The organism is Stenotrophomonas sp. YJH_SMC_33 (assembly GCF_059372295.1).
On the sequence record NZ_JCAFVJ010000017.1, the window covers coordinates 14,687 to 28,372 of the forward strand.

Below are 13,686 nucleotides of genomic sequence, written 5' to 3' on the forward strand. Positions count from 1 at the left end.
ACCGCCCCGCATGACCGAACACCTCACCGACCTGGACGCCGCTGTCGACTGGTTGTTTGCGCGCGTGGACGGGCCGCTGCGGATCGGGGCACCGCTGGCACTGGGCAAGCCACACCGGCTGCTCAATGCCCTCTACGCACGCGTCGAGCACGACCCTTCGCGGCCGCTGCAGCTGTATACCGCGCTGTCGCTGAACCCGCCGAAGGCGCGCGGCAACGGTCTGGAAGCGCGCTTCCTGGCGCCGTTCGCGCAGCGCCATTTCGGCGACGATTTCCCGCGCCTGGCCTATGCTGATGCGATCGCGCGCGACGCGTTGCCGGCACATGTGCAGGTGGAAGAGTTCTACATGCAGTCCGGCGCCCTGCTCGGGTCGCGGCAGGCACAATCCAGCTATACCAGCCTGAACTACACCCATGCCGCCGACGCGGTGGCGCAGCGCGCACCGCAGGTGATCGTGCAGAAGGTGGCGATGCGCCCGAACGACCGCCGGCTTTCCCTGTCGTGCAACAACGACATCACCCAGGACACGCTGGATGCAATGACCGCGCGTGGCCTGCCGCGTCCGCTGCTGATCGCCGAGATCGATCCGCAGCTGCCCTATATGGGCGGCTCGGCCACGGTCGATGTGTCGTTCTTCGATCTGGTGATCACCCCGCCACCGCCGTACCCGGCGCTGTTCGGGCTGCCGCGGCAGCCGGTCGGCGATGCCGACTACGCCATTGGCCTGTACGCCAGCACGCTGGTGCGCGACGGCGGCACCCTGCAGATCGGTATCGGCACGTTGGCCGATGCACTCAGCCACGCGCTGGTGCTGCGCCATACCGACAACGCCCGCTACCGCCGCGTACTGCACGCGCTGGACCCGCAGCTGGCCAGCCACCCGCTGGTGCAGGAAATCGGCGGACTGGATCCGTTCGAGGTGGGCCTGTACGGCTGCAGCGAGATGCTCAACGAGGGCTTCCGCCGGCTGGTGCAGACCGGGGTGATCAAGCGCAAGGTGCACGACGACCTGGCGCTGATGCAGCGCATCGAGAACGGCAGCACGTTGTCGATCGACCACGCCACCCTGGCCGCCGAGGGTGAGTACCTGCACGGCGCGTTCTACCTGGGCTCGCCGGAATTCTACGAATGGCTGCGCACGTTGCCGGAAGACGAATGCCGCGCGATTGGCATGCGCCGCATCAGCGAGATCAACCAGCTGTACGGCGGCAACGAAACGCTGGAACGCCTGCAGCGCCGCCATGCGCGCTTCTTCAACTCCTGCATGATGGCCACCGCGCTGGGCGCGGCGGTGTCGGACGCGCTGGACGATGGACGCGTGGTATCCGGCGTGGGCGGCCAATACAACTTCGTGGCGATGGCACATGCGCTGCCGGAAGCGCGCAGCGTGCTGATGTTCCGCGCCGCGCGCGATGACAAGGGCCAGCGTGAATCCAACGTGCGCTGGAACTACGGGCACACCACCATCCCTCGCCACCTGCGCGACATCTACCTCAACGAGTACGGCATCGCCGACCTGCGTGGACTGACCGACGAGGACTGCGTGCATGCGATGACCGCGATCACCGAAGCCCCGTTCCAGGGCGATCTGCTGCAGCAGGCACATGCCGCGTGCAAGCTGCTGGCGACCGCGCAACCGCACCCGGTGCGCCTGCAGCGCAATACGCCGCAGGCATTGGCCGCGGCACTGGCACCGTTCCGCGCCGATGGCAGCCTGCCGGACTATCCGTTGGGTAGCGACTTCAACGAGATCGAGCAGGTGCTGGTGAAAGCGCTGGGTTGGCTGAAGGCCAACACGCAGACCCGCGGCGACAAGCTGCGTACCGTCTGGGCAGCGTTGCGGCAACCGGCCGGCGACGGCGATGCGGTGTACCTGCAGCGCATGGGTCTACAGGCCCCGACGGATTTCGCAGAGCGCCTGGAGGCGCGACTGCTGCGCCTGGCGCTGGCACGCACTGCCTGAGAAAGGGGGACGGAGGGGATCAAGTCGTTCATGCACAGACGACTTGATCCCCTCCGTCCCCTTTTTCATCCATGCATGGCGTGGATCTACCGCTCTATCCTCACTGCATCCTCAAGATACAGGCGGGCAATGGGCGGATGCTCTCGATGCTCGACCTGCCACAGGTCATAGGCCGCCTGCATCGCCAGCCACATACGAGCACTGCCGAGGCCCGCAAGTTCAAGACGGTACGCGAGTTCAGCAGAGATGCCGGCGTGCCCGTTGATGATGGTCGACAGCTGTCCACGGGAATAACCAAGGTGCTGCGCCAGCGCACTGATGGACATGCTGATCGCCGGCAGGATGTCTTCGCGCAGCGATTCTCCTGGATGCGGCGGATCATGCAACGGCATCGAGCAGACTCCTAGTGGTAATCAAGGTAATCGACCAGTTCGACGTCGAGCCCACGAAAGCGGAACACCAATCGCCAACTCGCCGAGACATTCACAGCCCAGTAGCCGCTATAGCTTCCGTGCAGGGGATGCAGGCGATTTCCGGGCAGCCCCATGTCTCCAGGCAGCCGGGCTTGATCCAACTGCAGAAGCAAACGCCGCAACCGAGCCACATGATCGGCACGGACTCCGGAAATGTCGCCCCGCTCATAGAGCGCCTTCAGGCCCTTATGCCTGAAGCTGACGATCATGCAGCACCAGTGTAAGGCCACACCTTACACTCCGCAAATCCAGTATAGGTTTCTGCGCCGCGCTTGTTGACCATTTTTACTATTGAGGTTGTCTCGGCAGACTCTCCTTTTCGCAAGGAACGCAGGCCAGATGAAGAGGCCAACGCGACAGCGGCGCCGTCGGGCGGAACACGCCGTCCCCTTTTCTCGTCCACGCATGGCGTGGATCTACCCAGGAAAACGAGAAAGGCCGGCGTGCGCCGGCCTTTCCTGCATCACGCTGCGATGCTGCTTACAGCGACTTGGCCGCTTCCACCACGTGGGCGGTGGTGATGCCGAAGTGCTTGTACAGCTGATCGGCCGGCGCCGAGGCACCGAAGGTGTCGATACCGACCACAGCACCGTCCAGGCCGACGAACTGGCGCCAGAAACCGGTGACGCCGGCTTCCACGGCCACGCGCTTGCGCACGGCATTTGGCAGCACCGATTCACGGTAGGCCGCATCCTGGCGCAGGAACACGTCGGTGGACGGCATCGAGACCACGCGGGTCTTGATACCGGCCGCGTCCAGCTGGGCCTTGGCTTCGGTGGCCAGCGAGACTTCCGAGCCCGTGGCGATCAGGATCACGTCCGGGGTACCGGCAGCATCGGCCAGCACATAACCGCCGCGCTCGATCTGGGCAATCTGCTCGGCGCTGCGCGGCTGGTGCGGCAGGTTCTGGCGGCTGAACACCAGGCAGCTCGGGCCGTCCTGGCGGGTGATCGCGGCCTTCCAGCTCACTGCCGACTCGACCGCATCGCACGGGCGCCACACGTCGTTGTTCGGGATGTAGCGCAGCGAAGCCAGGTGCTCCACCGGCTGGTGGGTCGGGCCGTCTTCGCCCAGGCCGATCGAGTCGTGGGTGTAGACGTGGATGGCGTGGGCCGGGATCAGCGCGCTCATGCGCACGCCGTTGCGGGCGTAGTCGCTGAACACCAGGAAGGTGGCGTCGAACGGAATGAAGCCACCGTGCAGGGCCAGGCCATTGGCAATGGCGGTCATGCCGAACTCGCGCACGCCGTAGTACACGTAGTTGGCGTTGGCGTCGTCGCTGGCAACGGACTTGCTGCCCTTCCACAGGGTCAGGTTGGAGTGCGCCAGGTCGGCCGAGCCGCCGACGATTTCCGGCAGCAGCGGGGCATAGGCTTCAATGGCGAGCTGCGAGGCCTTGCGCGAGGCGATCGTCGGGCCTTCAGCCGCCACCTGGGCGATGTAGGCATCGGCCTTGGCAACGAAGTCGGCCGGCAGTTCGCCGTGCGAACGACGGGTCAGTTCGGCGGCCTCGCCCGGGTACTGGCTGGCGTACTTGTCGAACAGCTGTTCCCACTCGGCCTGGCGCAGGGTACCGGCGCCATTGGCGCGCCAGCCGTCGTAGATCGCCTGCGGGATCTCGAACGGACCGTATTCCCAGCCCAGCTGCTTGCGGGTGGCTTCCAGTTCGTCCTTGCCCAGCGGTGCGCCGTGGCTGGATTCCTTGCCCGCCTTGTTCGGCGAACCAAAACCAATGGTGGTGCGGCAGCAGATCAGGGTCGGCTTGTCGCTCTGCGACAGCGCGGCCTCGATGCCGGCCTTGATGCTTTCCGGGTCGTGGCCATCGACGTCACGGACCACGTTCCAGCCATAGGCTTCGAAACGCTCCGGGGTGTTGTCGGTGAACCAGCCCTCGACGTTGCCGTCGATGGAGATGTGGTTGTTGTCCCAGAAGCAGACCAGCTTGTGCAGGCCCCAGGTACCGGCCAGCGACGCCGCTTCATGCGACACGCCTTCCATCAGGCAGCCATCGCCCATGAACACCCAGGTGCGGTGGTCGACCACTTCCAGCTCCGGGCGGTTGAAGCGCTGTGCCAGCAGCTTCTCGGCCAGGGCGAAGCCCACGGCGTTGGCGAAACCCTGGCCCAGCGGGCCGGTGGTGGTTTCCACGCCCGGGGTCTCATGGCGCTCCGGGTGGCCGGCGGTGTGGCTGCCCAGCTGGCGGAACAACTTGAGCTGCTCGATCGGCAGGTCGTAACCGCTCAGGTGCAGCAGCGCGTACTGCAGCATCGAACCATGGCCGTTGGACAGCACGAAACGGTCGCGGTTGAACCAGTGCGGGTTGCTCGGGTTATGGCGGAGGTAGTCGTTCCAGAGGACTTCGGCGATGTCGGCCATGCCCATGGGCATGCCGGGGTGGCCGGACTTTGCGGTTTCAACCGCATCGGCGGCAAGGAAGCGGATGGCGTTGGCCAACTGGCGACGGGTAGGCTGCGTCATGGTTCTGTCGGAATCGGGAGGCGGCCGCGGACGTGCGGGCGGCCTATTGTCCCATAGTCGCCGGGCGGGGGGTCGGTTCACCTTGTCCGGTCGTGCCGGCCGCTGGCCGCCAAGTGCGCAGAATTCAATGAAGATCATGAAGTTGCCGGCCAGCGGCCGGCACTACAGCCCCAGGAGTCCGGGGGCTGCGCCCTAGGCGCGGGGGTGTGGAGGCCGGTAAGGGGGGCCTACGATTCGCATCGCGGAACGTGGGAGCGGCAGCGCGCATGCGATGACGCGTACCCGGCCAGCGGCCGGCACTACCCGCCCCCGGAGTCCGGGGGCGGGAATCCGGACTCAGTCCTGCTGCGGGCCCAGCGCCGGGCCATCGTGGCCTTCGCCCTTGGCCACCAGGGTGGTCAGGGCCAGGTCGCCGGTCACGTTCAGTGCGGTACGGCACATGTCCAGGAAGTGGTTCACGCCCAGGATCAGGCCGATGCCCAGCGGGTTCACGCCCACCATGGCGCAGATCATCGCCACCACCGGCAGCGAGCCGGATGGCACGCCAGCGGTACCGATGCCACCGAGGATGCAGACCGCCATCACCATGATCTGCTGGCCGATGCTCAGGTCCACGCCGAAGAACTGGGCCAGGAAGATCACCGTCACGCCCTCGAACAGCGCAGTGCCGTTCTGGTTGGCGGTGGCGCCCACGGTCAGCACGAAGCGCGACACGCGCTGCGGCAGGCCCATCTGGTCGGCCACGCGCAGCGCGGTCGGCAGGGTGGCGTTGCTGGAGGCGGTGGAGAACGCCATCACCGTCGCTTCCTGGGTATCGCGGAAGAACGACAGCGGCGAACGGCCGGACAGCCACACGGCGGTGCCGTAGGTCACGATCATGTGCAGGCCCAGCGCCAGCACCACCACGCCCACGTAGGCACCGAGGCGGATGATCAGCTCGAAGCCGAACAGTGCGGCCAGGTTGAACATGAAGCAGGCCACCGCGTACGGGGCCAGGCGGATGACCAGGTTGATCAGGGTCATCGAGATTTCAAACACGCCTTCGATGGCGCGGCGCAGCGGGGCGACCTTCTCGTCGTCGGTCAACACCATGCCGATGCCGAACATCAGCGCGAAGAACATCAGCGACAGGATCGCGCCGTTGTCGGACGCGGCCTGCAGCACGTTGCTCGGCACGATCGACAACAGCATGTCCATGCCCTTCGGCGTGCCATGGATGCCGGCAACGATTTCCTTGCTGCGCTCGGCGTTCTCCGAAAGCATCATGGCGGCGACCTGCGGATCGACGCCGGCGCCCGGCTTGAGCAGGTTGACCAGCACCAGGCCGATGCCCACGGCAATGCCGGACAACAGCACGGTATAGGCCAGGGTCTTCCAGCCGATGCGGCCAAGGGCGCGGATGTCGCCCATCTCCGACACGCCCATGATCAGCGCCGAGAAGATCAGCGGCACGATCAGCATGAAGATCAGGTTGAGGAACAGGCCCGAAGCCGGGGTGGTGACGTAGTCCATTACCCACTTGGCACCGGCCTGCAGACCTTCGACGCTGCCGCCCAGGGCGTGCACGATCAATCCCAGGATCAGGCCGATCGCAAAGCCGATGCCCATCTTCCAATGCAGGGGCAACTTCTTCTTGTCGGCAGCAGCTGCTGTCATGCGCGGGTTTCCTCGAAAAATGAATGCACTCTAACAAAGCGCGCAAGCGGCGCCGGTTCAGGTTCGCCGCGGCGGATACAGCGGCGCCAGGCCAGTGTCAGCGGTGATCGCCGCCGCCGACCAGTGCGGTCCGTCACGGAAGACCCCGCGCAGGCGCGTGCGCAGCGGCGCCAGATCACCCTGCCCGCCCCAGCGGGCCTGTTGCAGGTCCTGCAGCACCTGGCGCTGGGCCGGGTCATCCAACCGGGCGATGACCTGCTCGATGCGTTCAACGCCGGCCATCGCGCATAGCTGAGCTTCTACCTGATCGAAGCCTTCGCCATCCAGCGCGCGGCGCAGTTCGGCCAGGCCGGCACGTCCAGTCGCCACAGCCGGCACAGCCCCCCTGCCCGCCTCAGGCGGCGCCACGCGCGGGCGACGGCCACGCTGCCAGCCCCACAGCAGGGTCAGCAGCCACAGCAGCGCCAGGCCGATAGCGGCGCCCATCCATGGCCACGGACGCTCGGCCAGGCCGCTGGCGCGCGGATCGGTGGCCGCGATACGGCTGTCCTGGCCATCGCCCCCCGGCAGCGCAGCATCTGTGTCGATCGGCGGCAGCGGCGCAGGTGAAGCACTGCCACCGCCATTACCGGCTGCGACGGCGAGTGTCAGGTCCGGCAGCTTCGCTTCCTGTGGCTTGCCCGCACGAACATCCCACCACGGCAGGCGCGGCCCCGGCACCACCAGCGAACCCGGCTGGCGCGGCACGATCGAATAACGGCGGGTGATCTTCAGGCGCGGCGTGCTGCCGTTGAAGGTCTCTTCGTACTGCGCCGGTTCGGCGAACACCTGTGCGGCGCTGCCGACGTCGGGCACCGGCAGGTCGGTGAACTGCGCGCGGGTGGCACCGTCGGCAATCGCCTCGACCACCACGTTGGCCGCCTCACCGGTACGTGCGCTGGTCGGTGCACTGGTGTAGCGCAGCTGCAGGCCCTGCAGCGGCAGCCACGGCTGCGGCGCCTGTGCCGGCTGTGCCTGAACCTGCAACGTGCGGTCGGCGCCGGTGGCATTCATCCGCCCGTCGCCGCCGCCAAAGAAATCGTCGAAGAAGCCACCGGCACTGCGCCCACTGAAACGCGCACCGGCCAGCCGAAGTGCACCGCTGCGCTCAGGAATCAGCAGGAAGCGCCGCTCGACCACGTTGTAGCGGCGGCCATTGACCTGCCGCACATCGGTGCGGTCATCGCCCACCCGCTGCAACGACGCACCGGCCGGGGTATCCAGCACCAGTTCGCCGGAGGCCAGCTGCGAAGCGAAATACAACCGCACCACCACGCCTACGCTCTGCTGCACATACGGCGTCTCGTCATCGACGACGGTTTCGATGAAGGCCACTGCGTTGCTGTCGGGGCCGGCCACGGCAGCGGCATCCACCTGCAGGGTCAACGGCGCAGTACGTACGCTGCCCACCTGCAGGCCCGGCACCACCAGCGCACCGCTACGCCGCGGCGTGAGTGCCACGCCATACAGAGTGCGCTGCTGCATGCTGCCATTGCTCCACTCCACCTGACGGCTGCTGGTCTGGCCGCTGAGATTGAAGTCGGTACGCAACGACGTGAAGTCCGGCGCGCCCTGGTCGCTCTCGACATTGAGCATGACCGTGTCACCCAACGCGATGCGGTCGCGGTCCAGCCACGCGCGCGGCTGCGCCCAGGCCAGCAGCGGCAGCCACAGCAGCAACGCCGCCAGTACCTGTCGGAGCCAGTGCCTGTGCATGTTGATCGCCCGCGTCATCGCCCCTCCCTCTTCCTGCGTTCGTTTTCCAGCTGGAACTTGGCCCGCAGCAATGCACCCGGATCATCCGGCACGCGTCGCATCCACGCCTCCACCGCCTGTTGCTCCTCGCGCTGGCGCGCAGTGCTGCCGTCGCTTCCGGGCACCGGCTTGCCGTCCTGCTCGCCCTTGCCCTCACGTGCCTGCTGCATTGCCCGCTGCATGCGCTGGCGCTGCTGCTCATCGGCCCGGGCCTGTGCCTTGGCATCCTCCACCTGTGGTGGCGCCTGCTGTCCATCGCGGCCGCGCTCGCCGGGCTGCGGGCTCGACGGGTTCTTGTCGTCACCGGGCTTGGGCTGCCCCTGCTGGCCCGGTTGCGGCTGGCCCTGGCCAGGATCCTGCTGGCCCTGCTGCGGCTGCTGGCCCTGCGGATTCTGCTGCCCCTGGCCGTTCTGCGGTGGCTTCTGCTGCCCGTTCTGCGGTGGCTTCTGCTGATCCTGGCCTTTGCCACCGGACTGCTTGCGCTTGCGCGCGGCATCGACCACGGCGCGGTTGGCGACCGCATCGGCCATGCCGGGATGCAGTGCCAGCGCGCGGTCGTAGGCGGCAATGGCTTCGTCGTAGTGGCCTTGGCGGGCCAGTGCATTGGCCAGGTTGTACCAGCCCGCATCGCTGTCGATGCCCTCGAACTGCTTGCGGGCACTGGCGAAATCGCCATTGCGGTACGCCTGCGCACCTTCGGCCAAGCGCTGGTGCTGCACCTGGTCGGCGCGTTTCCACAGCGTGCCCTGCGCTGGCGGTGCGGCGGGCGCGGCAGGCGCCTGCGCCTGCACGTCGCTCATCCATGGCAGCAGACCCACCGCCAGCACTGCCACCAGCAGCGCGCGGCGGCGGAAGGCCAGCAGCGCCAGCAGCATCACCGGTGGCAGCAGCCAGAACCCTTCATCACGCCATTGCTTGCCCTCCCCGGGCCGCTGCGCCGCAGTACCTTCGCGTGCATCCAGTACACCCAGTGCGCGCAGATCACTGGCATCGGCGGCGATGCGGGCATAGCGGCCACCTCCCGCGGTGGCCACGGCACGCAGGCTGCCTTCGTCCAGCGCAGCCTGGCGGATCTGCCCACTGCCATCCCGGTACGCCGCCCCGGCGGGGGTGCCCAGGCCCAGTACCGACACCTGCAGGCCCAGGCTGCGCGCCTGCGCGGCGGCCAGTGCCGCTTCATCATCCGCCTGATCGCTGACCAGCAGGATCTGCCCCCGCAATGCCCCGATCTGGCGCATCAACCGCGTCGCCCAGTCGATACCGCGGTCGGCACGCTGGCCGTCGCGTGGCATCACATCCGGCGACAACGCGTCCAGATACAGCGCAACGTTGCTGCCGTCGTCGGTCAGTGGCGCCACGGTGTAGGCATCCTCGGCGTAGACCACCAGGCCCACCTGTCCGCCCTGGCGGGCACGCAGCAGCTCACCCACTTTCGCCCGGGCCTGCAGCAGGCGCGACGGCGGCAGGTCGGTGGCATTGATCCGGCTGGACAGATCCAGCACGACCAGCAGCGGTGCGCTGGCCTGGAACATCGGCTGTGCCTGCTGGCGCCAGCTCGGCCCGGCCATGGCCAGCGAGGCCAGCGTCCAGCCCAGCAGCACGGCCCAGGGCAGGCGTACGCGGCGGCGCGTGCCCGCGGCCAGCAGATGCGGCAACAGGTGGGCATCCACCGCTGTTCGCCACACATCGCTGCGCCGCTGCCGGTACAGCGCCAGTGCAAGAATGACCGGCAAAGCCAGCAAGGCCCACAGCCATTCCGGGCGCAGGAAGTGCAGCGCATTCCAATCGGGAAGATTCGAAGCAAGCGCGATCATCGGCGACGCTCCGGCCACAGCCACGCCAGCACGCCCAGCAGCAACGCCACCCCCAATGGCCAGGCATAACGTTCTTCGCGCGGGCGCAGGCTCGGCCCCTTCGCGGCGATCGGCTCCAGCCGGTCCAGTTCAGCGTAGATCCCGGCCAGCTGCGCGGTGTCACGCGCGCGGAAGAACTGGCCACCGGTCATGCTGGCAATCTTCTTCAACGTGGCCTCGTCGACCGGGTCCTGATCGGCGGAGATGGGAATACCGAACAGGCGCATGCTGCCATCGCCACCAAATGCGACGGTGTGGATGCGCACGCCCTCGGCGCGGGCCACCTCCGCCGCGCGCAGCGGTTCCAGCACGCCGGCGTTGCTGACGCCGTCGGTCAGCAGGATCAATACGCGCTGGCCTTCGGGTTGGCTGCGCAGGCGCTTCACCGCCAGGCCGATGGCATCACCGATGGCCGTCTCGCGACCCGCCAGGCCAACCACGCTGTCGCGCAGCTGGTCGCGCACGCTGGCCAGATCGGCCGTCAGCGGCGTAAGCGTGTAGGCGCGGTCGCCGAAGATCAGCAGGCCGATGCGGTCGCCGGCACGACGATCGAGGAAATCGGCCAACACGGCCTTGGCTGCGGTCAGGCGATCCACCGCCTGTCCACCCAGCACCATGTCGCCCTCGCCCATGCTGCCGGACACGTCCATCGCCAGCATCATCTGCCGGCCCTGCTGCGGCGGGGTGACTGCTTCGCCCAGCTGTTGCGGGCGTGCCAGTGCGACGCACAGCGCGCACCAGCCCAGCCACAACAGCAGCGTGCGCAGCCACGACACATCAACGCGGCCGCCACCGGCCAGCGCTTCCAGTTCCGTCGCCGCATAGGGCACACGCAGTGCTGCGCCGGGATCGGCACGACGCTTCCACCAGTGCACCAGCAACGGCAACGGCAGCGCCAGCAGGGCCAGCGGCCATGCCAGCTGCAGGTCCGGCCATGGCCAGTAACTTGCCAGCAGGTTCATCGGCGCCGCTCCAGCAGCATGGCCAGATAGCGCTCGCGCGCCCAGCTGCGCAGCGCCGCCACATCGTTGGCGTCCACGCGTGGGCGATAGGCACCTTCGGCCAGCAGGCTGCGACGCGCCGCGGGCAGCGTGCCTTCCGGATCCACGCGCTGCCACCAGGCATCATCGCGCAGGGATTCACTGCCGGGCTGTGCCTGGCGCGCGGCGCGACGCAGCAGTCCTGCAATCGCCGCCAGTTCTGCAGCCGCATCGGCGGTGGTTGCCAGCTCCTGATCGAACAGCTGCAACCAGCGTTGGCAGCGTCGGCGGCGCTGCCACCACACGAAGGCCATCGCCGCCAGCAACAGCAGCACCCCACCGCCGATCATCAGATAGCCCGGTGCCGGTGGCCACCACGACGGAGGCGGTGGCACTTGGACGTCGCGCAGCGGCAGGTTGGCACTCATGCCGGCACCTCGGTGGGCGATGGTGCCAGCCAGGCATCGCTGGGCGCATCGGTGGACAGCACCTGCACATCGACACGGCGCGCCCCCAGCTGGCGCCGCAGTTCCTGCAATGGTTCGACGAAGTGGGCCTGCCAATGCGCCTGCACCTCGCTGCGCCGCAGGTCCAGGCCGATGCGCTGCTGCAGGGTCTGGAACTGCAGCGCAGCCGATGGAGGCTGCAGTTCCAATGGATCGACCAGCAGCACCAGGCTGAGGTCATGGTGCTGGGCCAGCGCACTCCAGCGCGCAGGCGGAATACGGATGGCCTGCTGCGGGTCGGCCAGCACCAGCACGCGTGCACCCGGGCGCAGGACGCGACCGGCATGGTCCAGCGCGCGCTCCAGGCCAAGGTCATCGGCCGGTGGCTGCGCATACCACCGGGTGAGCGCATCCAGCACGCGCAGCACGCCGCGCGGGCCACCTGCCGGTGCGATCGGTGGTTCACGGTCGCTGCCACGCAGGGCGCCGATGCGATCACCACGACGCTGTGCCGACCACGCGGCGACAGCACCGGCACGTGCGGCCTGCACCGATTTGAAGCGCACGCGGGTGCCGAAGTACAGCGCCGGCGACGTATCGGCCACGATCAGGCTGACCCGCTCGCGTTCGGCCTGGAACAGTTTGGTGTGGGCACGACCGGTGCGTGCGGTCACCCGCCAGTCGATATGGCGCGCATCATCACCGGCCACGTACTCGCGTGACTCGGCATACTCCATGCCACGCCCACGCAGCGGCGACGGCGCCTGCCCCGCGTTGCCGGCGCGGCCACGGCGTGGCGGCGGCGGTCGCTGTGCAAGGCGGCGCAGCGCTACCAGTTCGGCCAGCTGCGGGTGCAGCCCGTCACCGTCGCTGACGGAAGAGGCGTGGTGCAGGGATGGATCGGCCATGCGCAGGCTCAGGGTGCCGGCACCCGGGCCAGCAGCTCCTGCACCAGGCGTTCGCCATCCCAGCCTTCGGCAGTAGCTTCGTAGCTGGGCAGCACGCGATGGCGCAACACGTCAGCAGCGACCGCACGCACATCATCAGGGGTGACGAAATCGCGGCCGGCCAGCCAGGCGCGCGCACGCGCGCAGCGTTCCAGTGCGATGGAACCGCGCGGGCTGGCGCCCCAGGCAATGCGGCGGCCCAGGCCAGCGTCATAGCGCGACGGATCACGCGAGGCCAGCACCAGCTCGATCAGGTAGCGTTCCAGCGCCGGCGCCATGTGCAGGTCCAGCACTTCGCGGCGGGCATCGAACACATCCTGCATCGGCAGCTTTTCCGCCGCCGGTGCGGCTTCGCCCAGCGCGCCACGGGCGCGGTCGCGGGCCAGCCGAAGGATCTCCGATTCGGCGGCCTGGTCCGGGTAGCCGATGCGTACATGCATCAGGAACCGGTCCAGCTGTGCTTCGGGCAGCGGGAAGGTGCCTTCCTGCTCGATCGGGTTCTGCGTGGCCATCACCAGGAACAGCGGCGGCAGCGCGTAGGTGTGGCGGCCAACGGTGACCTGGCGCTCGCCCATCGCTTCCAGCAGCGCCGACTGCACCTTGGCCGGCGCGCGGTTGATTTCATCGGCCAGCAGGATCGGGTGGAAGATCGGGCCGGGTACGAATTCGAAGCGGCCCTCCTGCGGGCGCCAGATCTCGGTGCCGGTCAGGTCGGCCGGCAACAGGTCCGGGGTGAACTGCACGCGGGCGAAATCCGCCTCCAGGCGCGAGGCCAGCGCACGGATCGCCGTGGTCTTGGCCAGGCCCGGAGCGCCTTCCACCAACAGGTGGCCATCGGCCAGCAGCGCGATCAGCAGGCGTTCGACCAGTGCCGCCTGGCCGACGATCTCGGCCGACAGGGCATCGCGCAGCTGGGTGAAGGCGCCATGCAGGCGGGAGGCGGCCGGCGCGGGCGGCGGCGAGACGGTTTCGGGCATCGGCGGTGGCAGGTTCATGGGGGCCTTTGACCGGCGCGGGACGGCACGGGTTCCCGACATCATCGCAGGGTGCCCTGCGATTGGCATCAAGAACGGCTGAACGGCCCATCCACGCATGG

The 13,686-nt window shown here is 68.0% G+C and carries 11 protein-coding genes; 1 reads left to right on the top strand and 10 read right to left on the bottom strand.

Annotated elements, in window-relative coordinates:
• Nucleotides 1-10 precede the first annotated feature (10 nt).
• Nucleotides 11-1,963 carry an acetyl-CoA hydrolase/transferase C-terminal domain-containing protein gene (locus AC5P9W_RS18505; RefSeq protein WP_206621355.1) on the top strand — a complete coding sequence of 651 codons (1,953 nt, stop codon included), beginning with the start codon at nucleotides 11-13 and terminating at the stop codon, nucleotides 1,961-1,963.
• Nucleotides 1,964-2,049: 86 nt separating this feature from the next.
• On the opposite strand, the gene AC5P9W_RS18510 is transcribed toward AC5P9W_RS18505, so the two are convergent.
• The 10 genes from AC5P9W_RS18510 to AC5P9W_RS18555 form a co-directional block, all read right to left on the bottom strand.
• Nucleotides 2,050-2,355, bottom strand: coding sequence for a HigA family addiction module antitoxin (locus AC5P9W_RS18510; RefSeq protein ID WP_021203687.1), 306 nt, complete (start codon nucleotides 2,353-2,355; stop codon nucleotides 2,050-2,052).
• 11 nt (nucleotides 2,356-2,366) lie between these two features.
• The gene (locus AC5P9W_RS18515) at nucleotides 2,367-2,645 is read right to left on the bottom strand and encodes a type II toxin-antitoxin system RelE/ParE family toxin (protein ID WP_010484073.1); all 279 of its coding nucleotides are present in this window, start codon (nucleotides 2,643-2,645) and stop codon (nucleotides 2,367-2,369) included.
• A 271-nt stretch (nucleotides 2,646-2,916) separates the two neighbouring features.
• Nucleotides 2,917-4,914 carry a transketolase gene (gene tkt, locus AC5P9W_RS18520; RefSeq protein WP_058980496.1) on the bottom strand — a complete coding sequence of 666 codons (1,998 nt, stop codon included), beginning with the start codon at nucleotides 4,912-4,914 and terminating at the stop codon, nucleotides 2,917-2,919.
• Between the two features lie 336 nt (nucleotides 4,915-5,250).
• Complete coding sequence (locus AC5P9W_RS18525; RefSeq protein WP_021203689.1) at nucleotides 5,251-6,570, bottom strand: dicarboxylate/amino acid:cation symporter; 1,320 nt, start codon at nucleotides 6,568-6,570, stop codon at nucleotides 5,251-5,253.
• Nucleotides 6,571-6,627: 57 nt separating this feature from the next.
• Nucleotides 6,628-8,343 (bottom strand): BatD family protein, encoded by a 1,716-nt coding sequence (locus tag AC5P9W_RS18530; protein ID WP_021203690.1) that lies wholly within the window; start codon nucleotides 8,341-8,343, stop codon nucleotides 6,628-6,630.
• Nucleotides 8,340-10,178: a vWA domain-containing protein gene (locus AC5P9W_RS18535; protein WP_180833030.1), complete on the bottom strand. Its 1,839-nt coding sequence runs from the start codon at nucleotides 10,176-10,178 to the stop codon at nucleotides 8,340-8,342. The genes AC5P9W_RS18530 and AC5P9W_RS18535 overlap by 4 nt, the downstream gene beginning before the upstream one ends.
• On the bottom strand, nucleotides 10,175-11,179 hold the full coding sequence (locus AC5P9W_RS18540) for a vWA domain-containing protein (RefSeq protein ID WP_021203692.1): 1,005 nt from the start codon (nucleotides 11,177-11,179) through the stop codon (nucleotides 10,175-10,177). Before AC5P9W_RS18540 ends, AC5P9W_RS18535 begins: the two co-directional genes overlap by 4 nt.
• A complete protein-coding gene (locus tag AC5P9W_RS18545; RefSeq protein WP_019659998.1) occupies nucleotides 11,176-11,625 on the bottom strand; it encodes a DUF4381 family protein in 450 nt (149 codons plus the stop codon). Before AC5P9W_RS18545 ends, AC5P9W_RS18540 begins: the two co-directional genes overlap by 4 nt.
• Complete coding sequence (locus AC5P9W_RS18550; RefSeq protein WP_021203693.1) at nucleotides 11,622-12,551, bottom strand: DUF58 domain-containing protein; 930 nt, start codon at nucleotides 12,549-12,551, stop codon at nucleotides 11,622-11,624. Before AC5P9W_RS18550 ends, AC5P9W_RS18545 begins: the two co-directional genes overlap by 4 nt.
• An 8-nt stretch (nucleotides 12,552-12,559) precedes the next feature.
• Nucleotides 12,560-13,585, bottom strand: a complete 1,026-nt coding sequence (locus tag AC5P9W_RS18555; protein ID WP_021203694.1) for an AAA family ATPase — start codon at nucleotides 13,583-13,585, stop codon at nucleotides 12,560-12,562.
• Nucleotides 13,586-13,686 lie beyond the last annotated feature (101 nt).